The following is a 21910-nucleotide window of genomic DNA, read 5'->3' as shown; positions in this document are numbered from 1 at the left end:
CCATACGCATCCGCGGCGGTCACCCCTCACCCAAAATGCCTGAATAGACCGAGCGCCGTTCGAGACGGCAAGGCACGAGGTCACTCCGGAACCTGGTTACTCGATTCAGCCAGCAGGCCTCTCAACCGCATCCGGGCGCGATAGAGACGGGTTTCGACGGTTTTCTCGCTCACATTGAGCATGGCTGCCGCTTCGGCCTGGCTCACATCATCCATGCCGCGCAAGAGCAGGACCTCCCGCAGATTTTGCGGCAACTGCGCGATCGCGCCGCGAACGCGGGCGAGCTCCAGCCGGTCGCTCGCCTCCATGTCGGGCGAGGGTATATCGCTGGCGACATGATGCGCGCTCTCGAGGGGCAGGGCGCGCGAAAAGAAGGCGCGCACCTTGCGACGGCGCGCCCAATCGCGGCACTTGTTAATCGCGATGCGGGCAATCCAGATACGGAAGGGACGGTCGCCATCATAGCGGCTCAGCGCGGAAAAGCCGGCCAGGAAGGTTTCCTGTGTCAGATCGAGCGCCTCGTCGGGGTCCCCGACGTGTTTGACAATCAGTCGATAGACCGGCGCCTTGTACCGGCTCAGCAATTCACGATAGGCATCGTCGCGCCCGGCGCGGGCATAGGCAGCGAGATCCTGGTCGCTAGCGTGCGAAAGGCCAGGGTTCACCGCGCATCGGCGGTCAGCGCCTTGACCACGCTTTCGTCGAACATTTCCGCCTGGTCGCGATCGAGGACCGCTCGCATGGCGAAAAGATGGACGAGCGTTTCCTTCTGCAGCGTCCCCATGACGTCATGCGTATGATCGATGGCCTCGGTCACCCGGGGGCCATAGCCCTGCTCGGCCTTGATCGCCTCCGCAAGCCGAACATTGGAAGCGCGCATCTCGAGTTCGAGTGCGCGGCGGCGGCCGGCGAAGTCAGCCTCGATCCGGTCGATTTTCGCATCCTGGGCCGGGGTCAGATCGAGTTGATCGTGGAGGAGCGTATGCAGTTCAGTTTCATTCGCCTTGGGAGCATCGGTCGCCAGCCGGCCGACGAACACGCCGACGATCGCCGCAGCGAAGGCGATAAGGCCCACGAGAAGCAGACGCCGCGAAGACATTGCTATTGCGATTCCAGCAGGGTCGAGGGCGCCAGCGCGCTTGCCGGCCCGAACGGGCTTAGGGGGCTTGCCGCAACGGCGGGTTCTGAAACCGCGCTTCCGGCAACGATTCCGCCGCCGAGCGACACAAAGGCAGCAAGCGCCATGAGACGGCGCGTCGCCATCGTTTCGCGCCGACGAACGGTCAGGGCGCCCATGACGCGATCGTCAAGCGCGTCCAGCCCGGCAGGCAGGCCGATCCGGTTGAAAATGTGCAGCTCTTCGTCCATCGACCCAACTCGCCAAAACTTGTTACATTGTTCATACGCGCGAACGACGACTACCCCTCACCCCACCGATATTCATGTGGATCGCATGAGGGTTAGGCCAGCCCATTGCGTATTAGCAGGACAGACACGCAAATGGAGGTCTTTATGTTCAAGTCCATTCTCCCCTCTACCGCAGCAGCTGTCGCGCTGCTTCTCGCACCGGTCGCGGCCGGCGCGCACACCAAGCTCGTCGGCTCGACGCCCGCTGCCAATTCGACCGTTTCGAAGGTGACCAAGATCGACCTGAAATTCAACGAAAAGGTCATTGCCTCGACGGTCAAGACCGAACTCGTCATGACGGGAATGCCGGGCATGGCCAATCACGCACCGATGAAGATTCCCTATTCGTCGATGATGGGCAAGGACGGCAAATCGATGATGCTCATGGTCAAACGCCCGTTGACCCCCGGAACCTATAAGGTGAAATGGTCGGCGGCGGGTGCCGACACGCACCGCATGGGCAGCGAGTTCAGCTTCACCGTAAAGTAGGGCGGTGGGCGATATCGTCCTGATCGGCATCAGGTTCGCGCTCTATGCGGACCTGATGCTCATCGCCGGCCTCGCAGCGTTCCCGCTATACGCGCTGACCCAAAGCGAGCGCCATGGGCCGGAGCCGATGGCCGCGATCTGGCGCGTGGAGCGATGGCTCTGCGCCGCCGGACTGCTTCTCTCTCTCCTTGGGATGGGCGTGCTGGCAGCCTCAATGCAGGGCGTGGGGCTCATATCCCTGGAACTCCAGCCATTCTGGGACCTCGTGCGCGAAACCGATGTCGGGATGGCCTGGATAATCCGAAGTGCCGCACTTCTGCTCGCGCTGGCGGCGTCGATATGGATGACGCGCCGGCCGACGGCCACAGCCGTGACACTGGTCGCTGCGGGTTCTGTCGCCGTTGCAACGCTGGTCTGGTCGGGCCACGCGGGGGCGACCGAAGGCACCGCGGGCACCGTTCACAGGATAAGCGACGTAGCGCACATGGTCGCAGCGGCGGTCTGGATCGGCGCGATCGGCGCCTTTCATCTGCTGATCTCGCCGCGGCGTATCCGCGAGATACCTGACGGGCTGCGCCTCGCGGCGCGGAGCCTCGATCGATTTTCGCTCATTGGCACGATCTGCGTCCTCGTCATCGCCGGAACCGGCCTGATCAACAGCCAGATGATCGTTGGCACCGAGAATCTCGGCCGGTCTCTCGGCTCCCCCTATGGACAATTGCTCGTCGCCAAGCTCGTGCTGTTCGGACTGATGCTGGCGCTCGCTGCTGCCAACCGCTGGCGGCTTGCCCCCGCGCTCGCGGCCGCTGTTTCGGGAACCGAGAATGAAGGCATCGATGCCGACCCCGAACGGGCGCTTGCAGCTATGCGCAAAAGCCTGATTCTCGAAGCGCTGGCCGCGTTCGCCATCCTCGCGCTCGTGGCCTGGGTCGGCACGCTCGAACCCTTCGCCGGCACCGAACCGATTTGACCGGCCAGCCCCCGGGCCTGACGGCAGGGGCAAAGAAAATCCGAGGGATAACCGCTTTTCTCGCGTATCGATAGGAGCGGTTCCATTCTGGAACCGTCAGGAAGGACGCCATCGGCGAACTCGACCGGGAGCGTTCGGACGGCCCAGCCATCAGGCGGGCAACCGATATGTACGGGAGCGGCAACGATGCACGATCATCTGGACGCGGGCAAAGGCAGCGGGAGCACGACCGATCCGGTTTGCGGCATGACGGTCGACCCGGCGACCACGCCGCACAACGCGACGCACGGCGGCGAACATCATTATTTCTGCAGCGCAGGCTGCCTCGACAAATTCGAGGCCGATCCCGATCGCTATGCCGCAGAAGGCGAGGCGGTCGCAGCCGGTGCACCCGAGGGCGCCATCTGGACCTGCCCGATGCACCCCGAGATTCAGCGCCCCGGCCCCGGAAGCTGCCCGATCTGCGGCATGGCGCTGGAGCCGGTCATGCCGACCGCATCGGACGGCCCCAGCGATGAATATCGCGACATGCGGCGACGCTTCTGGATAGGGCTAATTCTCGCTCTTCCCGTGGTCGCGCTCGAAATGGGCGGCCATATGACCGGCCTCTACCAATATGTCGGTCGCCAGTCGGGCAACTGGATTCAGATGCTGCTCGCGACCCCCGTCGTGCTGTGGGCAGGTTGGCCCTTTTTCGAGCGCGCCTGGGTTTCGATCCGCAACAAGAGCCTCAACATGTTCACCCTCATCGCGATGGGAACGGGCGTCGCCTGGGGCTATAGTATGATCGCGGCGATCGCCCCGCACATCTTCCCAGCCGCCTTTCGTGCCGCCGACGGCTCGGTCGCAGTTTACTTCGAGGCCGCCGCGGTCATCACGGTGCTGGTGCTGCTCGGGCAGCTACTCGAACTCAGAGCCCGCGAGACGACGAGCGGTGCGATCCGTGCACTTCTCGACCTGACGCCGAAGCTCGCGAGGCGGGTCCGCGATGACGGGAGCGACGAGGAGATTGCGCTAGACGATGTCGCAGTTGGCGACACGCTCCGGATTCGGCCGGGCGAGAAGGTTCCGGTCGACGGGACCGTGCTCGAAGGGCGCGGCACGGTCGACGAGTCCATGGTCACAGGCGAGTCGATGCCGGTCACCAAGGATGTTGGCTCCGCTCTCATCGGCGGCACGATCAACCAGACCGGCGGCCTGCTCATGCGCAGCGAGAAGATCGGGCGCGACACGATGCTCGCCCGCATCGTTCAGATGGTGGCAGATGCGCAGCGTAGCCGCGCGCCGATCCAGCGTCTCGCAGATACCGTGTCGGGCTGGTTCGTGCCGGGCGTGATTGTCGTCGCGGTCATCGCCTTCCTGGTCTGGTCGTTTCTCGGCCCGGCGCCCGCCATGGCCTATGGCCTGATCGCCGCCGTTTCGGTGCTGATTATCGCCTGCCCTTGCGCGCTCGGGCTCGCGACGCCGATGTCGATCATGGTCGGCGTGGGCCGCGGCGCCGAAGTCGGCGTCCTGATCAAGAATGCCGAGGCGCTTGAGCGGATGGAAAAGATCGACACCCTCGTTGTCGACAAGACCGGGACGCTTACCGAGGGCAAGCCATCGGTCGTTGCTATCGAAGTCGCCGATGGCTTCGAAGAGCAGGATCTGCTCCGGATTGCCGCGAGCCTCGAGCGCAGCAGCGAGCATCCGTTGGCGGCGGCCATCGTCAAAGCAGCCGAAGACAGAGGCCTCGCGCTCGTCGAACCCTCGGGCGTCGACCAGCCGGTCGGCAAGGGCATCGTGGGGGTCGTCGATGACAAGGCGATCGTTCTGGGCAACGCAAGTTTTCTCGAAGAATATGACGTCGATTTGGGTGCGCTTGCCGAGGCGGCGGACCGGCTGCGCGCCGATGGTGCGACGGCGATCTATATTGCGGTCAACGGAAAAGCGGCCGGCGTCATCGCCATCGCTGATCCCGTAAAGGAGACGACAGGCGAGGCACTTGCGGCCCTACGCGGGGCAGGAATCAAGGTCATCATGCTGACCGGCGACAACCGCGTCACCGCCGAGGCGATCGCTCGGCGCCTTGGCATCGACGATGTGGAGGCCGATGTCCTTCCCGACCAGAAGAGCGCGGTCGTCCAGCGGCTGCGCGAGCAAGGCCGGATCGTCGCCATGGCGGGCGACGGCGTCAATGACGCCCCGGCGCTGGCGGCCGCCGACGTCGGCATCGCGATGGGCTCGGGAACCGATGTCGCGATTGAAAGCGCGGGCGTGACGTTGCTGCGCGGCGACCTTCTGGGCATTGTCCGGGCGCGGCAGCTCAGCCATGCGACGATGGCCAATATCCGCCAGAATCTCTTCTTCGCCTTCGCCTATAATGTCGCGGGCATTCCGGTGGCGGCGGGGGTGCTTTATCCGGTCTTCGGGCTGCTCCTGTCGCCGATCATCGCCGCCGCCGCGATGGCGCTCTCGTCGGTCAGCGTGATAGCCAATTCGCTGCGGCTGCGGTTCGTAAGAATCTGAACGAGACATCGCAACAGGCGCGGATCGCAGTCGCCCGGCGGAAAAAGAGAATGAAGACAAGAGGCACGGACGCCGCGTAACTGGACGTCGTTTCCCCGCGAATAGGGAGCAGCTATCCCGCCCCGATTCAAATTGACGAAAGCTGCTGCAAGGATCATGCATTTACCGTGAAACGCTGGCTCACCTTGATGCTGCTCGCAGGCGCGCTCCTTGGTCTCTTTGGCCAGGAGACGGCGTTCGCTATGGCAAGACCGGTCGTCGAAACGCCGCAACCCGCTGCCGCGTCGGCGATGAGCCCCGAGTGCGCCGAGATGATGGGCATCGAAACCTCGCAGTCCGATAAGCCCTGCAAGGGGATGACGCTCGACTGCATCGCCAAGATGGGCTGCGCTATTCCGCTGGCGGTCGTCGCGCCGGCGGCGCCGCTTGCCGTTGCCGACTACCAGCGCGAATTGACCGATCCGCTGGCCGTGCGGCGGCTGGTTGGACGCAGCTTCGGCCCCGAGCCCGAACCACCGCTAATCCTCGCTTGAACTGCATTTTGCGCGCCGGTCTGTTCCGACGCGCAATTCCGGGCTTTTCAATCGAGGAATTCACCATGAGAATGTTTTTTGCTGCCGCAGTCCTTGCGGCCACCGCTTTCGCAGCGCCGTCCTTCGCCCAGGAGAAGACCGGCGGCCATTATGAATGGCAGGAGCGCTATGTTCCCGGACCGAACAAGTCCAACATCAACCCGCGCACACGCGTCTGGATGAAGGACGCGGCTTCGCAGATGGCGCATTGCGACTGCGCGATGATGAAGTCCGATGCGGCCGACTGCATGAAGGCGATGTCCGGCAAGGCGACGATGCCCTCTGAAGGCTGATGGCTCCCGTCCCCGGCGACCCGCGCCGGGGACGGTCCCGCCATCCTGTCCGGAAGAGAGGCCCATCATGCGCATATTATTTGCAACAGCCCTGGCGGTGCTGCTGCCCGCCGCCCTGCACGCCGAGCCCTTGACGTTCGGCGACGCGCTGCGGCTCGCCGAACGTCAGGCCCCCGAACTGAAGGCGCGCGAGGCGGGCGTCGGCGCGGCCGAGACCGCGGCGATTGCCGCCGATCGCCTTCCCGATCCGAAGCTCAATCTCGCGCTTCAGGATTTTCCGGTCACCGGCCCTGATGCGGGCCGCTTCAACCGCGACGATTTCACGATGCAGGTCATCGGTATCAGCCAGGAATTCACCAATCCCGCCAAGCGGCGCGCGCGGGCGCAACGCGCCGGCGCGGACATCAAGGTCGCCGAGGCCGAGCAGGCGGTCGCCGCGCAGGATGTGCGCCTCGCGACCGCGCTCGCGTGGATCGATCTTTTCTATGCAAAGAAACGGCTCAAGGAACTCGAGCTGCTCGACGAAGGGCTCGATGATCTTCAGGCGACGGTAACCGGGCGGCTCGCCAGCGGCGCGGCGCGCCCGGCGCAGGCGCTCGAACCCGAGCAGCTGCGGGCCGAAGTGGCCGATCGGCGGAGCGCGCTTTCCGCCGAGATCGCGCGCTTCCGTGCGCAGCTCATTCGCTTCACGGGTGATCCGGCCGCCGACACGGCGGGCGCACCGCCACCACTCGCGGTCGACGGCGATACGCTGCGCACCGGCCTTGCCGCGCTGCCGCGGCTGCGCGCCTATGACGCCCGAACGATCGCTGCCGATGCCGAGACCGGCCTCGCACGCGCCGCGAAGCGGCCCGACTGGACGGTCAATGCGGCCTATGGCCGACGCGAACCCAATTATGGCGACCTCGTCACGGTCGGGGTCACGATCGACCTGCCGTTCTTTGCCGCCAAGCGCCAGGATCCAAAGATCGCCGCACGCGCGAGCGAAGCGACGCGGGCGCGCCTCGACCGCGAAGCCGCCGAACGCGAAATCGCGGCGGCGCTGTCGGCCGACCTTGCGATGCACCGCATGCACGACGAGCAGCTTGCCAATGCGCGGACCAGGCTGGTTCCGCTTGCCAAGAAGCGCGCCCAGCTCGATCTCGAAAGCTTCGGGGCGGGCCGGCTCGATCTCGGGACCGCGCTCCTGTCGACACTGACGCTTGCGGAAGCCGAAGTAGATGCGCTGGGGCGCGAGGCCGAAGTCGCGCGCGACACTATTCGCATCAATTTCACTTATGGGGAGGCACGGCCATGACCGATGCGACGACAACGGCGGCGCGGTGGCGCGCCGCACTGATGGCCGCGGTGCTGCTTGCCGGAGGCGCCGGCTACTGGCTCGGGCAGCGGGGCGACAACGAGACGGTGGCCGGGTCGGCGACCGGCGATCCCGGCAAAATACTCTATTATTACGACCCGATGTTCCCGAACCAGAAGTTCGACAAGCCCGGCAAGTCGCCCTTCATGGATATGCAGTTGGTGCCCAAATATGCCGACGGAGGCAGCGCGAGCGACGCCACGCCGGGCATATCGGTCGATGCGTCGGCGCGTCAGAGTCTCGGCATCCGGGTGGTGGCCGCCGAGACAGGGAGCCTTGCCGCGACGCTCGACGTCACCGGCACGGTCGACTTCAATCAGCGCGACGTCGCGATCGTCCAGGCAAGATCGGGCGGCTTCGTCGAGCGCGTCTATCGGCTCGCGCCCGGCGATGTGGTTCGCGCGGGCGCTCCGATCGCCGACCTGCAATCGCCCGAATGGGGCGGCGCCCAGACCGAGTATCTGAGCGTCAAACGCCTTGGCCGGCCCGAACTCACCGCCGCAGCGCGGCAACGCCTGCGCCTGATGGGCATGCCCGAGGCCGTGATCGCACAAGTCGATCGCAGCGGGCGGACGAGCGGCACGGTTACGGTCCGTGCACCGATCGGCGGTGTCATCCAGACGCTCAATGCGCGCGCGGGCGTGACGCTCGCCGCCGGCCAGACGCTTGCGGAAATCTCGGGCCTCGAGACGGTGTGGCTGAATGCCGCGCTCCCCGAAGCACAGGCCGGCGCTGTGGAGGTCGGCCAGCGCGCGACCGCGAAGCTCGCCGCCTTTCCGGGCGAAAGTTTCGGCGGCCGTGTCGTCGCGATCCTGCCGACCGCGGCGGCGGACAGCCGGACGCTGACGGTGCGGGTCGAACTCGCGAACCGCGGCGGGCGCCTGCGCCCCGGCATGTTCGCGAGCGTGGCATTGGGAGGCGACGCCAAGCCCGCGCTGCTCGTGCCGAGCGAAGCGGTCATCCGCACCGGGACGCGCACGATCGTGATGCTCGAGATGGGCGATGGCCGCTATCACCCCGCCGAGGTCGAGACCGGGCGCGAAGGCGGCGGCAAGACCGAAATATTGCGCGGCCTTGCAGCAGGCGAGAAGGTCGTGGCGTCGGGCCAGTTCCTGCTCGATTCCGAAGCGAGCCTGACCGGCATCGCGGTCCGGCCGCTGGACGTTGCGAAATGATCGAAAAGGTCATTCGCGTATCGGTCGCCGCGCGCGGCCTTGTCGTCGCCGCGGCGCTGATCCTGGCGCTGATCGGGGTCGCCGCCGTCCGCACGACGCCGGTCGACGCCCTCCCCGACTTGTCCGACGTGCAGGTCATCATCCGCACGACCTATCCGGGTCAGGCGCCGCGCATCGTCGAGGATCAGGTCACCTATCCGATCACGACGACGATGCTGTCGGTTCCGGGCGCGCGTGTCGTGCGCGGCTACAGCTTCGTCGGCGACAGTTTCGTCTATGTGCTGTTCGAGGACGGCACCGACCTTTATTGGTCGCGCAGCCGGGTGCTCGAATATCTGAGCCAGGTGCAAAGTCGCCTCCCCGAAGGCGCCCGGGCGTCGCTCGGCCCCGACGCGACCGGGGTCGGCTGGATTTACGAATATGCACTCGTCGACAAGAGCGGACGCCACGATCTCGCCGAACTTCGCAGCCTCCAGGACTGGTTTCTGCGCTTCGAGCTCAAGGCGGTGCCCGGCGTCGCCGAGGTCGCGAGCATCGGCGGCATGGTGCGCCAATATCAGGTCCTCGTCGATCCGGCGAAGCTCGCCGCCTATGGCGTGACCGCGCAAGAGGTGACCGAGGCGCTCCAGCGCGCCAACCAGGAAAGCGGCGGTGGCACGGTCGAAATGGCCGAGGCCGAATATATCGTGCGCGCCGGCGGCTATCTCAAAAGTCTCGACGACTTTCGCGCCGTGCCCGTTCGCACCGCAGCGGGCGGCATTCCCGTGACGATTGGTGATGTCGCGACTGTCCAGATCGGCCCCGACATGCGGCGCGGTATCGCCGAACTCAACGGCGAAGGCGAAGTCGCGGGCGGCGTGATCGTGATGCGCCAGGGCCAGAATGCCCGCGAGGTGATCGAAGGGGTGCGCGCCAAGCTCGCCGAACTCAAGGCTGGGCTGCCGCCGGGGGTCGAAATCGTCACCACCTATGACCGGTCGGGTCTGATCGACCGCGCGGTTGACAATCTCACCTCGAAGCTCGTCGAGGAGTTCATCATTGTCGCAATCGTCTGCGCGCTGTTCCTGTGGCACGCGCGCTCGGCGCTCGTCGCGATCCTCACCCTGCCACTCGGCATATTGATCGCCTTCATCGTCATGCGGTTCCAGGGTCTCAACGCCAACATCCTGTCGCTCGGGGGCATCGCGATCGCGGTCGGCGCGATGGTCGACGCGGCGGTCGTAATGATCGAGAATGCCCACAAGCATCTCGAGCATTGGGAACGCGATCATCCCGGCGAGCCATTAGAGGGCAAGGAGCGCTGGCGGGTCATCACCGACGCCGCCGCAGAAGTCGGCCCGGCGCTTTTCCTGAGCCTCCTCATCATCACCTTCTCGTTTCTCCCGATTTTCTCGCTCGAGGGACAGGAAGGGAAGCTGTTCGGACCGCTCGCCTTTACCAAGACCTATGCCATGGCGGCGGCGGCAATTCTGTCGATCACCCTCGTCCCGGTGCTCATGGGCTGGCTCATCCGCGGGCGGATCCCGAGCGAACAGGCCAATCCGGTCAATCGCTGGCTGACGCACGCCTATCGCCCCGCGCTCGACCAGGTTCTGCGCCATCCCAAAAGGGCTCTGGTTATCGCGGGGCTGATCTTCGCGACCAGCCTGTGGCCGCTGACCCAGCTCGGCGGCGAGTTCATGCCGCAGCTCGACGAGGGCGACCTCCTCTATATGCCGTCGGCGCTGCCGGGCATCTCGACCGCCAAGGCGTCGAGCCTGCTCCAGCAGACCGACCGGCTCATCAAAACGGTACCCGAGGTCGACAGCGTTTTCGGCAAGGCCGGCCGCGCCGACACCGCGACAGATCCTGCGCCGCTCGAAATGTTCGAGACGACGATCCGCTTCAAGCCGCGCGATCAATGGCGCGCCGGGATGACGCCAGAGAAGCTGGTCGCCGAACTCGATGCGCGCGTGAAGGTCCCCGGCCTCGCCAATTTCTGGATCCCGCCAATCCGCAACCGCATCGACATGCTGGCGACCGGGATCAAGAGCCCGGTCGGCATCAAGGTCGCAGGATCGGATGTCGCCGAGATCGACCGCACCGCAAAGCGGATCGAGGCGGTCGTCCGCAAGGTTCCAAGCGTCGCCTCGGCGCTCGCCGAGCGGCTGACCGGCGGGCGCTATATCGACGTCGACATCGATCGCGCGGCTGCGGCGCGGTTTGGGCTTAATGTCGCCGACGTGCAGGCGCTGGTCGGCGGCGTCATCGGCGGCGAGACCATCGGGCAAACGGTCGAGGGGCTGGCGCGATACCCGATCAACGTGCGCTATCCGCGCGAACTTCGTGATAGCCTCGGCAAGCTGGAAAACTTGCCGATCCTCACGCCGTCGCGCCAGCAGATCACGCTGAGCACCGTGGCACGGGTGCGGATCAGCGATGGCCCGCCGATGCTGCGCAGCGAGAATGCGCGGCCGGTGACCTGGATCTATGTCGATGGCCGCGACCGCGACTTGCAGACGCTGGTCGGCGATATCCAGCAGGCGGTCGCGCGCGACGTCAAATTGCCGCCGGGGATCAGCGTCTCCTACACGGGCCAGTTCGAATTCCTCGTTCGCGCGACCGAGCGGATGAAGATCGTCATACCCGTCACGCTCGCGATCATCCTCGCCCTGCTCTACCTGACCTTCCGCCGCTGGGACGAAGCGCTGCTCATCATGGCGACGCTGCCCTTCGCGCTCACCGGCGGGCTGTGGCTGCTCTATCTGCTCGGCTATAACCAGTCGGTTGCAAGCGCGGTCGGCTTCATCGCGCTCGCGGGCGTTGCGGCGGAGTTCGGGGTGGTGATGCTCATCTATCTTAAACAGGCGCTCGCCGCGCGTGGCGACGGCCCGATCGAGGAGGCCATCCGCGACGGAGCCTTGCTCCGGGTCCGCCCCAAGGCGATGACCGTCGCGGTCATCCTTGCGGGGCTGTTCCCCATCCTCGTCGGAACCGGGACCGGTTCCGAGGTGATGAGCCGGATCGCCGCACCGATGATCGGAGGGATGATCACCGCGCCGCTGCTCTCGATGTTCATCGTCCCCGCCGCCTATCTGATGATGCGCCGGCGATGGCCCGATCAGCAACCGTTGAAAACCCCGACGACGTGACATGAAAACAAGGAGACCGAATATGAAATCGATGCGCATTCTGGCCGGCAGCATGGTGCTGCTGATCGCCGTTTCGGCCTGCAGCCCCGAAGCCGACAAACAGCCCACCACCGCTCCCCAGGAAGCGACAGCGGCCACCTCGGCTTCCGAAGTGCAGCATGGCAAAGGCGAAGGAACGATCACCGCGATCGATGCCGCCAAGGGCACGGTCACGCTCGATCATGGCGAAATCGCTGCCCTGAAATGGCCGCCGATGGCCATGGGGTTCAAGGCCCCGTCGGATTTGCTCAAAGGTCTGAAGGTCGGCGACCGCGTCGCGTTCGAACTCGACTGGAACGGTGCCGAGGGCAGCATCACGCGGATCGAGGCGAAGTCCGCACCCTGACGGGTTGACCGCCAGCCCATCCGGCACGGATCAGCCCTGCGCCGAACCGCGCATCGGCCCCAGCGTCTGGATGATCTTGCAGTCGCCGACCTTTCCCAAACGGCAGCCGCCAATGATGCGTGCGAGTTCATCGCGCATCTGGGAGAGGTCGGCAATCTTGCACTCGATCGTCGCGAGATGGCTGCTCGCGACCGCATCGACGGCGCCGCATGGCTGGTCGCGGTCGTCGGCAAGCGCCAAAAGTTCGCGGACCTCCTCCAGCGCAAATCCGAGGTCCCGCGCGCGCCGGATGAAAGACAGGCGCTCGAGTTCGTCACTTCCGTATGAACGGTAATTGCCAGCGGTCCGCGCAGGCGGCGCCAGCAGTCCTGCCAATTCATAATAGCGGATGGTTTCGACCTTGGTGTCGGTCGCGCGTGCCAATTCTCCGATTTTCATCGCTTGACCCTATAGTTGCTAGAGGGTGCATATAGACCCCCGACTCGCGACGGGAAAGGATTGACGACATGAGCGATTGTGGCTGCGAGGCCGATGAAGAGCGCGCAGGTGTCGATCCCGCCTATCGCCGCGCGCTCTGGATCGTCGTCATTCTCAACCTTGGCTTTGGCGTGATTGAACTGGCCGGCGGCTTCCTCGCAAGGTCGCAGGCGCTCAAGGCAGACTCGCTCGATTTCATCGGCGATGGTTCGATCACCCTTATTGGACTGATCGCGCTTGGCTGGACAGCCGTCGCGCGTAGCCGCACGGCGCTTGTTCAGGGTTGCTTTCTCGCCGTCTTGGGACTCGGGGTAATCGGATTGGCGATCTGGCGCTCCTTCCATGCGATCGCGCCCGAGGCCGATCTCATGGGCGGCATCGGTGTCGTGGCGCTGCTCGTCAACATCTCGGCGGCGCTGGTGCTCAGCCGCTTCCGCAACGAAGGCGACGCGACGGCGCGCGCGATCTGGCTGTTCTCGCGCAACGATGCCCTTGCCAATGTGGCGGTTATCGTCGCGGCTGGTCTGGTTGCGGTGACCGGCAAGGCCTGGCCCGACCTTCTCGTCGCCGGCGTCATCGCGCTGCTCTTCCTCCATTCGGCCTATGATATTATCCGCGACGCGCTTGGAGAGATTTCTTCGCACAAGGCAGGGGTTGCCAAAGAGTGACGTGCGGGAAGCCCGTCGTTGCTCGTGCCCACTGACAGCATGCTCACGATGTTCTCCGCCGCGCGAAGCTAAGCCGCGCGCGGCGCCGTTGCCCGATTGAACCAGAAGCCCGCGGCAAGGATGATCGCGGCCGCAAGCTGCGCCAGCACCGTCTGAAGCGTCGGGTATACCCCGAGGATCGGAACTCGGGGAAATCCGGCCAGCGGCGTAACGCCGAGCAGGCCGGCTTCCTGCAACCCGCCGACACCCTTACCGGCCAAGACAATGGCCAGGACTGCGATCAGCGCCGCGCTCCAGGAGAAGAACTGCGTGATCGGGAGCCGGGCGCTGTAGCGCAGCATGGCCCAGGCGATTAGGCCCAGCAGGACCGCAGCCGTCGCAGCTCCCGCCAGCATGGCGCCGCCATTTCCCTGCGCCCATAGGGCTGCGTAAAAGAGGATCGTCTCGAACACCTCGCGATAGACCACGAGGAAGGTCAGGCCGAACAGAAACCACGCCGACCGGCGCGACAGCGCGGCGGAGATTTTCTCCTTGATATAACGCTGCCAAGCTTCGGCATTGCTCTTGCCATGCATCCAGATACCGACCGAGATCAGGATGATCGCGGCGAAGAGTGAACCAAAGCCTTCAGTGAGCTCGCGCGATGCCCCGCTGACCCCGATAAAGTAGGTTGCCACGAACCAGGTCAACGCCCCTGCGGCAAGAGCCGAAACCCAGCCGCCATGGACATAGCCCATCACGTCGGTCCGCCCGGTTTTACGAAGAAAGGCCATCATGGCGATGACGATCAGCAATGCCTCAAGGCCTTCGCGCAGGAGAACGCCGAACGCGCCGAGAAAGCTGGACGACGCACTCGCCCGCTCGGGCGCGAGGGCCGCCTCGGCTTCGACGAACAGCCGCGCCACTTCGGCATTTGCCGCCTCGACTTCCGCAATCGGGCGACCCTTTCCGATGGCCGAACGCAAATTTCCCATTGCCAGCTCGATCTTCGCCATGAGGTCGGGATCGCGCGCCGCAAGAACCGGTTCAACTGGTTCAAATCCATCGAGATAGGCGGATAACGCCAGATCGGACGCTGCACCGCGGTCGCCGGCGGCATAGGCTTTCAGGCTCGCTTCGAGGCGCTGGCGGGACAGCGCCAGCGAGCCGACCGGTTTCGCAACGACGGCTTCGGGCTGGCGACGCAAGAAGGCCGTCAGCGGCCCGGCATTGCCATCCCCAAACTCGCGCGCAAGCTGCGCGGGAGTCTTGGCCACGAGGGTCGCAAGATCGGGTATGGCGGCCCGAACGGGCGCGTCCCTGTCCCATATCTGCCGACCGGTGGATTGCGAAGATTCGGGAAAGGCGAGGCTGCCGACATAAAAGGACAGCGCCCAGCGATCTTCGTCGGGAAGGGCTTCGAAACTCGCCATCGACGTGCCCTCAAGGCCTTGCGAAATCACCTGATAGAGCGCGAACAGGCTGCGCTCGCGCGCACGCGCCGCGTCCGTGAAAGCGATCGGTGGCGGATCGAGTCCCGCGGCGCCCGGGCCGTTTCCAGCGCCGGTTGTGCCATGACACATGGAACAATTTTCCGCGTAAAGCTTCGCGCCGCGCGCCAGATCGGGAGCCGACCGCGGCGCCAGCGGAACAGGGTAGCTTCCAAGCAACGCCTCGGCGAGCCCCCGCGATTGTTCTTCGATCGTCGCCGGTGCAGATTTCGCAGCTATCGATTGCCGCAAGGTGGCGGCGCGAGCCACCAAGTTCGGCTTCGCGGTCTTCTGCGGCAGGCGTTTCAATCGCGCTTCGACCTGCGCTGCAAACTCGGTCATCTCGGCATATTCAGCCGCACTCGTAACCTTGCCGCCGGACACCGCACCGGGATAATCAACGGCAACATAATCGAGCAGCCGCCAAATGGTCTGAACCTCGGGTTCGCTCGCGCGGGCCGGCTGGAGGGCGATCAGGGCCAAGAGCAGAACAGCCAGAGCGCCGCGCCCCAGCGCCCGCATCGGCGCGAATGAATTTCGGTTCAGGGTCATCGCCACGCCAGCCACCTCTATTGAGAATGATTTGCACTGACTGATTGGGGCCTGGCAATCAAGATGGAATCGGCGTCTTTGGCTAACCCGCGATCAACGGGATCAGACTCCCGAGGAGCACAACGCCAACGGGCGCGAGCCTCTCGCGCTGCGCCGAAGCAAGTTCCGCTCGGTCCATGCGAGCACCTTGCCTGACCGGACGCCGCCTCTTCAGAAATATAGGAACGCCAAGCCGCTTCATCGCCCGGGGTGACGGCCAGGTGGACCTGCTGCTATCAGAATAGCATGACCGGCCTCGCACATTGGAAAGGCAGACTTCGCATTGGCGATTTTCTCGCCTGCTGGTCGGGTTCGGTCGGCGATACCATTCCCCATCGGCACTTCGCCGCGCAGGCGGTCTTTTCCGACGATCCGGTCGAAGTGATCGATAGCCAGGGGCGGCGCTACAAAGGTCGGTGCCTGCTCATCGAGCCCGAAGCCGTTCACTGCCTTCTTCCGGCGAGCGAGGCGGAGCTCTGGTATGTCGAGCCGACGATCCAATTCGGTCCGCCGGACGATCTGAAAGCGCGCCTGAACGGCGCGAAGCCGATCCATGTCGCGAGCGACCGTGGCACGGGCTTCTGGAAGGCTTGGCTCGCACTTGAACCGCGCCGACCGCTCGATGCGCGCATCGTGCAAGCCGCGACGACGATCGATCGGCTCATCGGGGCAGGACCCGTCCGGCTTGCCGACGCCGGCCGGGAGAGCGGCCTGTCGCTCGGACGGTTCCGCCATCTCTTTACCGCCGAAATCGGAATGCCATTCCAACGCTATGTGCTGTGGCGCCGCTTGCTGATTGCATTCGACGCGATCGGCGGACAGCATAGCGCAACGGAGGCGGCCCACATGGCAGGGTTCAGCGACAGTGCCCATTTCGCGCGCACGATCAAGGCGATGTTCGGCATTTGCGCGAGCGATCTCATGATCGAGGGATAGCCCCTCCGTTCAAGCGCGGATGCGATGGCCGCCGTTAAAGAAGGGTCATGACCGACACCGACAGAGATTTCGTACCCGCGCTTGGCAAGAGCGGTTCGCTCGACCGCTATGACGCCGCAATCGCACTCATGACCCGAGAGAAAAGGTGGCGAAGCGACTTGCTGAAGCTTGTCGCACCGCAACCGGGCGATCGGATTGTCGATATCGGTTGCGGCACGGGGACCCTGGCGATCGCGTTGAAGGAAGGCGAGCCGGAAAGCGAGATTTTGGCAGTGGACCCCGACCCGGCCGTGCTGGAGATCGCTCAAACCAAAGCCCGCACTGCTGGCGCCGATATCCATTGGTTCGAGGCAATGGGCGATGAGCTGGATGGGTTCGCCGCGCTTCAGGGATGCGACAAGATCGTCTCAAGCCTCGTGTTTCATCAATGTCCGATGGAGATCAAGCAAGCCATAGCCGCGCAGATGCATCGCCTGCTTAGGCCGGGCGGCCAACTGTTCATCGCCGATTACGGCGAGCAGCGCTCGCCCCTGATGCGCATGCTGTTCCGCCAGATCCAGTGGCTCGACGGGGTCGAATATACCGAACCCAATGCCCGAGGCTGCATGCCGGACACTCTCGCATCCGCCGGTTTCGACGCCGTGGAAGAGGCAAAGATCATCGCGACGCCGACCGGTTCGATTTCAATCTATCGGGCGGAGCGGTAACGGCCTTTCGTCCACCGCGCGATCGGGCCTAGCCGCGCCAGTGGCGCCCGCGATGATGATGGTGCATGCGGCGCTTCTGGTAGCGTCGTTCATAGCGATCGCGCCGCTCGTAGCGATGATCATTGCCGCGATAATCGCGATCATTCGAGCGATAGCCTCGGTCATAGCCATGATTGGGTACGTCGTGGCGCGCCGAGTGATAATCGCGGTCGCGCCCCGGCGGGGCATCATCGCCGCGGCTCCAGCCGCCGCGATCGTCATGATGCTGGGCAAGGGCCGTGCCGGGAACGGCGAAGGCAAGCATCGCCGCCGCGATGGTCAGAAATCTGCGCATGTCAGCCTCTCCTTTTCGGTTTCCAGCAATCCGCCCTCGTCTTTGAATGCCTTCTGAATATGAGGTCTTCGCCCACGACTGGGCGGCGACCCGGGTTATATTCGCGGCAAGGTGGCCGACATCTTGTGCATCAATCGCGGTACGGACGGCCCGCCCCGGGCTTCGCCGGGACGCAAATCGTCACTTGCCCTTCGCAGCGACCGCCGCGCGAACTTCAGCTTCGAGCTGTTCCGGCGAGGAATTGGGCAGTTTTTGGCCATTGATGAAGAAGGTGGGCGTTCCGCGCACACCGACAGCGCGCGCATCCGCGATGTCCTGCTCCATCCATGCCATCGCCTCGGCGGAGGGCATGGCACGCGCCTTCGCGACATCAAGCCCCGCCTTTTCGGCGGCCGCCCATGCCGCGTCCATCTTGCCGTCATGCCAGTCGGGCTGGGCATCGAGGACCGCGGCCATCACGGGTTCGAGCTTGCCCTGGACACGTGCGGCCTCGAGCATAACGATCGCTTCGGCCGATCCCGGGTGGAGGGGAAGATAGCGCATCACCAGCCGCACATCCTTCGGATAAGCGGCGAGGATTTCCTTCACCTTGGGAAAGAAGGCGCGGCAGGCTTCGCAGGAGGGATCGAAGAATTCGACGATGGTCACCGGCGCATTTTTCGGCCCAATGACGGCCGAATGGGGCCGGATGAGCGCATCGACGGGACCGGCAACCGCTTTTGGTGCGGGCTCGCCTGCGACCGATCCGCTGTAGAGCATGGCGCCGCCGGTGAACGCGAGCGCCGATACAACCAGGGTGGCTACCACGCCGAAACGTCTGTTCATGATTTCAGTCTCCTTTGGAAAATGAGCAAAAGCCCCAAAATGGCCGAGAAGGCAGCGAGTGACAGCAGCGGAAGCGGCACGCCAGCGACGCTCATCGATTCGCCCGAGCAAGACGGCCCGCCGTCGCACGGAACGATCGGTGCGGGGATGAATCCCACGTAAAGGAGCAGGTGATAGAGGGCGACAAGCCAGCCCCCCGCCGCCAGTGCGAGCCCGTAGGGCACGACATGGCGGTCTGATCGGAAGGCGGCGATGGCAAGCGTGATCGCCAGCGGAAACATGAAGGCGCGCTGGAACCAGCAAAGGACGCACGGGGCCTGCCCCATCACCTCGCCGATGAAGATGGCCCCGAGGCTCGCGGCGAGCGCAGCCAGCCAGGCGGCAAACAGCGCTGGCCAGGCGGCGCGATCTCCGGCCTGCGTTTCGCGGACAATCCGGTTCACGGTCGCCGTCCGCCTTTCTTTCGCATGACCTTCGCTGGTGGCTTGGCTCGCGGCCGAGCGAGATATTGGGTCAGGAAGCGGTCGGTTTCGCTGAGAAGCACTTCAAAATTTCGGCGCGTCTTAGGGAGGCTGAGCCGCGCGATCAGGCCCTTGCAGCTTATGATGTGGATCAACCGCGCGCCTTCCGGCGCGGGCTCTATCCGGAAATGTTCCTCGATCGAGAGCAGCAGGCGGCTGAGCTTCACGTCGAACGCGAGGTGCGCACCCGGCTCGCATTCGGACAGGGTTGCGGTGACGCGCCAGAAGCGCGGATTGGCCGGATTCATCCGGAAGGAATATTCGACCTCCGCCCCGCGTCGGGCGAGACCTTTGGGCCGGACATAGGGATTCCAGCGCTCATAGTGGTCGAAATCCACCAAAACGTCCCAAAGCTGCGCCGGCGACCGCGGCAGCAGCGTCTCCCTTGCAATCTCAAACACACTCAACTCCCATATTGGCTACGCCACCTCGGCCCGGTTATTCGCGATAAGCCAGAAGCCGCAGCGCGTTCGCGACGACAACGAGGGTCGAGCCTTCATGCGCCGCAACCGCCGGACCGATCCCGAGGCCGAAGATCGTCGCCGGAACCAGCACGACGACGACGCCGAGGCTGACCACCATATTCTGGCGGATGATCGAGCGGGTGCGGCGGCTAAGGCCGATCGCGAAAGGCAGATGCGACAGGTCATCAGCCATCAGCGCGATGTCGGCGGTCTCGAGCGCGACGTCGGAGCCTGCCGCGCCCATTGCGATGCCAACGGTGGCGCTCGCCATGGCGGGGGCGTCGTTGACGCCGTCGCCCACCATCGCGACGGGCATCTCGGCGCGAAGCTTTTTGATGGCATCGACCTTTTGCTCAGGCATCAGGTCACCCCATGCCTCGTTGAGACCGACCTCGGCGGCGATCGATTCGGCGACCTTTTGATGGTCGCCGGAGATCATGATCATGCGACGAATACCGAGCTTGCTGAGACGTGCGATCGTCTCGCGCGCCGCGGCGCGTGGTGTATCCATGAGGCCGATCGCACCGAGATCGCGCGTTCCCTTGCGCACGACCATCGTCGTTCGACCCTTCTCACGGAGCCCGGCGATGGCGGTCGCCATTTCGGCCGATAGCGGTGCGATGCCGTCGGTGCCGAACATTTCGGCCTTGCCGATGCTGACGATTTCGCCGTCGACCTTGGCTTCGACCCCGCGGCCCGTAAGGCTCTTCAGATCGGTGGCGACCGGAAGCGCGGCGTCGGGGAAAATCTCCCGGCCATCGCGTACGATGGCGGCCGCGAGCGGATGATCGCTCAGGCTCTCGACCGCGACTGCAATGGCAAGCAGCTCTTCCTTGGTGACCCCAGGCGCCGGGATCGTGTCGGTGATGCGCGGCCGTCCTTCGGTCAGCGTTCCCGTCTTGTCGAAAGCCAGCGCGGTCAGCGAACCGAGATTTTCGAGCGGCCCGCCGCCTTTGACGAGCACGCCGCCGCGCGCGGCGCGCGCGACACCGGAGAGCACGGCGCTGGGCGTGGCGATCGCCAGCGCGCAGGGGCTCGCCGCGACGAGGACGGCCATGGCGCGGTAGAAGCTGTCGCGGAAGGGCTCGTCGACGACGAACCCTGCGAAGAGAAGGAGGAAAACGAGGCCGAGGACACTCGGCACGAATATCCGCTCGAACTTGTCCGTAAAGCGCTGGGTCGGCGACTTCTGGGTCTCGGCCTCATTGACCATCTTGACGACCTTCGCGAGCGTCGTGTCGCTCGAAATCCGGGTCACCGCAATCTCGATGGCGCCTTCGCCGTTGATCGTGCCCGCGAACACCCGGTGTTTCGCCTCGAGCGCGTCGGCGCGCGCCGCCGCCTCTTTCGGGTCGGCCACCGGCTCCTTGTCGACCGGCACGCTTTCGCCGGTCACCGGGGCCTGGTTGACGCTTGATCGGCCGAGGGTCACGAAGCCGTCGGCGGGAAGCCGCTCGTTCGGTTTCACGATGACGATATCGCCGACGAGCAATTGCTCGACGGGAACCTCGGCCGTTTCGCCGTCGCGGCGAACGACCGCGGTTTGCGGTGCGAGTTCGGCAAGCGCCTCAATCGCGCGCTTGGCGCGGCCCATCGCATAATGTTCAAGCGCATGCCCGAAACTGAAGAGGAAGAGCAGCAGCGCGCCCTCGGCCCAGGCGCCGAGCGCGGCGGCGCCAGCGGCCGCGACGAGCATCAGTGTATCGATCTCGAAACGCTTGAGCTTCAGATTTTCGATCGCCTCGCGGAGCGTGAACCAGCCGCCAAGGCCATAGGCACCGATGTAGAAAGCGAGCGGCACCCAGCTTGGCAAGCCTGTCAGCTTCTCAATCGCGAAACCGATCCCGAGAACCGCGCCGCACAAGAGCGCGACATAAAGTTCGGTGTTTGCGCCGAAGATCCCGCCGTGGGCGTGACCATGATCGCCGCCGGCCCCTTCGCCATGATCATGATCCTTATGGTCGCCCTTTTCTTCCTGCGCGTGCTTCGTTGGCATCGTCTTCGTCTCCCCCGCCGATTTTTGATAGACGCCCATATCGGCGAGTGCCGAGCGGATCTGGTCGAGTGAAATATCGGTCCGGCTGAACTCCGCGCGGATCACGCCCGCCGCGGTCGCCTCGGCTTCCACGACGCCGGGAAGCTGGCGCAGTCGGTCGCTGACCGTGCGGGCGCGGCGCGTGTGCCCGAGCCCCTCGACATCGGTCCAGAGGAGATGCTGATATTGCTCGGCAAGTTTCGCACCGGCACGCCGCGCGAGCTGGCGTACCCGCTCGAGCGGGAGGATGTCGGGCCGGTAATGAATACAAAGCTGCGGCACCACGCTGTCGTCGGCGCGCACGACATGGACCTTGTCGACACCTTCGCGGCCTTCAAGTTCGCTGGTCAGGCGCGCGACGCAGCGATCGGCTTCGTCGCCGACCTCGGGCAGAAGAAGCGGTATATCGAGCCGCAGCTGGTCACTCATCATGCGATCCTTTTCTTTTGCCAAATTCGAGAGGGTCCGGGCGACACCCCGTCCTGCCGAATGGACGAGGTGCGGGAGCCTTGGCACGCGACCCACTCCCGCACCTCCTTGGCCGCCAGTGACCCTCGACCGGGGGGGCGGGGGCAAGGAGCCGAGGGCTCCCGGCG

The 21910-nt window shown here is 64.9% G+C and carries 22 protein-coding genes; 12 read left to right on the top strand and 10 right to left on the bottom strand.

What is annotated here, in order from left to right; translation table 11 throughout:
- Nucleotides 1-80 precede the first annotated feature (80 nt).
- From QOL68_RS07645 to QOL68_RS07635, 3 genes are read right to left on the bottom strand one after another with little or no spacing between them, the layout of a single operon-like run.
- A complete protein-coding gene (locus QOL68_RS07645; RefSeq protein ID WP_282949195.1) occupies nucleotides 81-665 on the bottom strand; it encodes an RNA polymerase sigma factor in 585 nt (194 codons plus the stop codon).
- Nucleotides 662-1075, bottom strand: a complete 414-nt coding sequence (locus tag QOL68_RS07640; RefSeq protein WP_422059619.1) for a periplasmic heavy metal sensor — start codon at nucleotides 1073-1075, stop codon at nucleotides 662-664. Before QOL68_RS07640 ends, QOL68_RS07645 begins: the two co-directional genes overlap by 4 nt.
- A gap of 26 nt (nucleotides 1076-1101) precedes the next feature.
- Nucleotides 1102-1368 (bottom strand): hypothetical protein, encoded by a 267-nt coding sequence (locus QOL68_RS07635; RefSeq protein WP_282949197.1) that lies wholly within the window; start codon nucleotides 1366-1368, stop codon nucleotides 1102-1104.
- Between the two features lie 144 nt (nucleotides 1369-1512).
- Here QOL68_RS07635 and copC point away from each other — a divergent pair, with 144 nt between their 5' ends.
- From copC to QOL68_RS07590, 9 genes are all read left to right on the top strand, one after another.
- Nucleotides 1513-1896: a copper homeostasis periplasmic binding protein CopC gene (gene copC / locus QOL68_RS07630; protein ID WP_282949198.1), complete on the top strand. Its 384-nt coding sequence runs from the start codon at nucleotides 1513-1515 to the stop codon at nucleotides 1894-1896.
- A gap of 4 nt (nucleotides 1897-1900) precedes the next feature.
- Entirely contained in the window at nucleotides 1901-2866 is a 966-nt protein-coding gene (copD, locus tag QOL68_RS07625) for a copper homeostasis membrane protein CopD (protein ID WP_282949199.1), read from the top strand.
- 186 nt (nucleotides 2867-3052) lie between these two features.
- Complete coding sequence (locus tag QOL68_RS07620; RefSeq protein WP_282949200.1) at nucleotides 3053-5374, top strand: heavy metal translocating P-type ATPase; 2322 nt, start codon at nucleotides 3053-3055, stop codon at nucleotides 5372-5374.
- 167 nt (nucleotides 5375-5541) lie between these two features.
- Complete coding sequence (locus tag QOL68_RS07615; RefSeq protein WP_282949201.1) at nucleotides 5542-5907, top strand: hypothetical protein; 366 nt, start codon at nucleotides 5542-5544, stop codon at nucleotides 5905-5907.
- An 8-nt stretch (nucleotides 5908-5915) separates the two neighbouring features.
- Entirely contained in the window at nucleotides 5916-6239 is a 324-nt protein-coding gene (locus QOL68_RS07610; protein WP_282949202.1) for a hypothetical protein, read from the top strand.
- Nucleotides 6240-6306: 67 nt separating this feature from the next.
- Entirely contained in the window at nucleotides 6307-7536 is a 1230-nt protein-coding gene (locus QOL68_RS07605; protein ID WP_282949203.1) for a TolC family protein, read from the top strand.
- Nucleotides 7533-8771: an efflux RND transporter periplasmic adaptor subunit gene (locus tag QOL68_RS07600; RefSeq protein WP_282949204.1), complete on the top strand. Its 1239-nt coding sequence runs from the start codon at nucleotides 7533-7535 to the stop codon at nucleotides 8769-8771. The genes QOL68_RS07605 and QOL68_RS07600 overlap by 4 nt, the downstream gene beginning before the upstream one ends.
- A complete protein-coding gene (locus QOL68_RS07595) occupies nucleotides 8768-11902 on the top strand; it encodes an efflux RND transporter permease subunit (protein ID WP_282949205.1) in 3135 nt (1044 codons plus the stop codon). The genes QOL68_RS07600 and QOL68_RS07595 overlap by 4 nt, the downstream gene beginning before the upstream one ends.
- A gap of 22 nt (nucleotides 11903-11924) precedes the next feature.
- Nucleotides 11925-12287 (top strand): copper-binding protein, encoded by a 363-nt coding sequence (locus tag QOL68_RS07590; RefSeq protein ID WP_282949206.1) that lies wholly within the window; start codon nucleotides 11925-11927, stop codon nucleotides 12285-12287.
- A 30-nt stretch (nucleotides 12288-12317) separates the two neighbouring features.
- On the opposite strand, the gene QOL68_RS07585 is transcribed toward QOL68_RS07590, so the two are convergent.
- Nucleotides 12318-12725 carry a MerR family transcriptional regulator gene (locus QOL68_RS07585; RefSeq protein ID WP_194954601.1) on the bottom strand — a complete coding sequence of 136 codons (408 nt, stop codon included), beginning with the start codon at nucleotides 12723-12725 and terminating at the stop codon, nucleotides 12318-12320.
- A 68-nt stretch (nucleotides 12726-12793) separates the two neighbouring features.
- On the opposite strand from QOL68_RS07585, the gene QOL68_RS07580 reads away from it, so the two are divergent.
- Nucleotides 12794-13432: a cation efflux transmembrane domain-containing protein gene (locus QOL68_RS07580; protein WP_282949207.1), complete on the top strand. Its 639-nt coding sequence runs from the start codon at nucleotides 12794-12796 to the stop codon at nucleotides 13430-13432.
- 68 nt (nucleotides 13433-13500) lie between these two features.
- Here the strand turns inward: QOL68_RS07580 and QOL68_RS18955 are convergent, their stop codons facing one another.
- Complete coding sequence (locus tag QOL68_RS18955) at nucleotides 13501-15423, bottom strand: FTR1 family protein (RefSeq protein ID WP_282949261.1); 1923 nt, start codon at nucleotides 15421-15423, stop codon at nucleotides 13501-13503.
- 315 nt (nucleotides 15424-15738) lie between these two features.
- On the opposite strand from QOL68_RS18955, the gene QOL68_RS07570 reads away from it, so the two are divergent.
- Both QOL68_RS07570 and QOL68_RS07565 read left to right on the top strand, forming a co-directional pair.
- Complete coding sequence (locus QOL68_RS07570) at nucleotides 15739-16428, top strand: helix-turn-helix transcriptional regulator (RefSeq protein ID WP_282949208.1); 690 nt, start codon at nucleotides 15739-15741, stop codon at nucleotides 16426-16428.
- Between the two features lie 47 nt (nucleotides 16429-16475).
- On the top strand, nucleotides 16476-17135 hold the full coding sequence (locus tag QOL68_RS07565) for a class I SAM-dependent methyltransferase (RefSeq protein ID WP_282949209.1): 660 nt from the start codon (nucleotides 16476-16478) through the stop codon (nucleotides 17133-17135).
- A 28-nt stretch (nucleotides 17136-17163) separates the two neighbouring features.
- On the opposite strand, the gene QOL68_RS07560 is transcribed toward QOL68_RS07565, so the two are convergent.
- The 5 genes from QOL68_RS07560 to QOL68_RS07540 all read right to left on the bottom strand — a co-directional run bounded on the left by QOL68_RS07560 (nucleotide 17164) and on the right by QOL68_RS07540 (nucleotide 21743).
- A complete protein-coding gene (locus QOL68_RS07560) occupies nucleotides 17164-17469 on the bottom strand; it encodes a hypothetical protein (RefSeq protein WP_194954597.1) in 306 nt (101 codons plus the stop codon).
- A 180-nt stretch (nucleotides 17470-17649) separates the two neighbouring features.
- The gene (locus tag QOL68_RS07555) at nucleotides 17650-18294 is read right to left on the bottom strand and encodes a DsbA family protein (protein WP_194954596.1); all 645 of its coding nucleotides are present in this window, start codon (nucleotides 18292-18294) and stop codon (nucleotides 17650-17652) included.
- A complete protein-coding gene (locus tag QOL68_RS07550) occupies nucleotides 18291-18737 on the bottom strand; it encodes a disulfide bond formation protein B (protein ID WP_282949210.1) in 447 nt (148 codons plus the stop codon). The genes QOL68_RS07555 and QOL68_RS07550 overlap by 4 nt, the downstream gene beginning before the upstream one ends.
- On the bottom strand, nucleotides 18734-19216 hold the full coding sequence (locus tag QOL68_RS07545) for an SRPBCC family protein (protein ID WP_282949211.1): 483 nt from the start codon (nucleotides 19214-19216) through the stop codon (nucleotides 18734-18736). Before QOL68_RS07545 ends, QOL68_RS07550 begins: the two co-directional genes overlap by 4 nt.
- A 37-nt stretch (nucleotides 19217-19253) precedes the next feature.
- Nucleotides 19254-21743 carry a heavy metal translocating P-type ATPase gene (locus QOL68_RS07540; protein ID WP_282949212.1) on the bottom strand — a complete coding sequence of 830 codons (2490 nt, stop codon included), beginning with the start codon at nucleotides 21741-21743 and terminating at the stop codon, nucleotides 19254-19256.
- Nucleotides 21744-21910 lie beyond the last annotated feature (167 nt).

Source organism: Sphingopyxis sp. Geo25, from assembly GCF_949769135.1.
In the GTDB taxonomy this organism is placed as follows: domain Bacteria; phylum Pseudomonadota; class Alphaproteobacteria; order Sphingomonadales; family Sphingomonadaceae; genus Sphingopyxis.
The sequence above is the reverse complement of the archived record's forward strand: the minus strand, read 5'-3'. Positions and strand labels throughout refer to the sequence as shown.

Bases quoted from the DNA above. Each gene is read 5' to 3' on its own strand.
- QOL68_RS07635 (WP_282949197.1), bottom strand. From the start codon at position 1,368: ATGGACGAAGAGCTGCACATTTTCAACCGGATCGGCCTGCCTGCCGGG.
- copC (WP_282949198.1), top strand. From the start codon at position 1,513: ATGTTCAAGTCCATTCTCCCCTCTACCGCAGCAGCTGTCGCGCTGCTT.
- QOL68_RS07620 (WP_282949200.1), top strand. From the start codon at position 3,053: ATGCACGATCATCTGGACGCGGGCAAAGGCAGCGGGAGCACGACCGAT.
- QOL68_RS07605 (WP_282949203.1), top strand. From the start codon at position 6,307: ATGCGCATATTATTTGCAACAGCCCTGGCGGTGCTGCTGCCCGCCGCC.
- QOL68_RS07600 (WP_282949204.1), top strand. From the start codon at position 7,533: ATGACCGATGCGACGACAACGGCGGCGCGGTGGCGCGCCGCACTGATG.
- QOL68_RS07595 (WP_282949205.1), top strand. From the start codon at position 8,768: ATGATCGAAAAGGTCATTCGCGTATCGGTCGCCGCGCGCGGCCTTGTC.
- QOL68_RS07590 (WP_282949206.1), top strand. From the start codon at position 11,925: ATGAAATCGATGCGCATTCTGGCCGGCAGCATGGTGCTGCTGATCGCC.
- QOL68_RS07585 (WP_194954601.1), bottom strand. From the start codon at position 12,725: ATGAAAATCGGAGAATTGGCACGCGCGACCGACACCAAGGTCGAAACC.
- QOL68_RS07580 (WP_282949207.1), top strand. From the start codon at position 12,794: ATGAGCGATTGTGGCTGCGAGGCCGATGAAGAGCGCGCAGGTGTCGAT.
- QOL68_RS18955 (WP_282949261.1), bottom strand. From the start codon at position 15,423: ATGCGGGCGCTGGGGCGCGGCGCTCTGGCTGTTCTGCTCTTGGCCCTG.
- QOL68_RS07570 (WP_282949208.1), top strand. From the start codon at position 15,739: ATGACCGGCCTCGCACATTGGAAAGGCAGACTTCGCATTGGCGATTTT.
- QOL68_RS07565 (WP_282949209.1), top strand. From the start codon at position 16,476: ATGACCGACACCGACAGAGATTTCGTACCCGCGCTTGGCAAGAGCGGT.
- QOL68_RS07560 (WP_194954597.1), bottom strand. From the start codon at position 17,469: ATGCGCAGATTTCTGACCATCGCGGCGGCGATGCTTGCCTTCGCCGTT.
- QOL68_RS07555 (WP_194954596.1), bottom strand. From the start codon at position 18,294: ATGAACAGACGTTTCGGCGTGGTAGCCACCCTGGTTGTATCGGCGCTC.
- QOL68_RS07540 (WP_282949212.1), bottom strand. From the start codon at position 21,743: ATGAGTGACCAGCTGCGGCTCGATATACCGCTTCTTCTGCCCGAGGTC.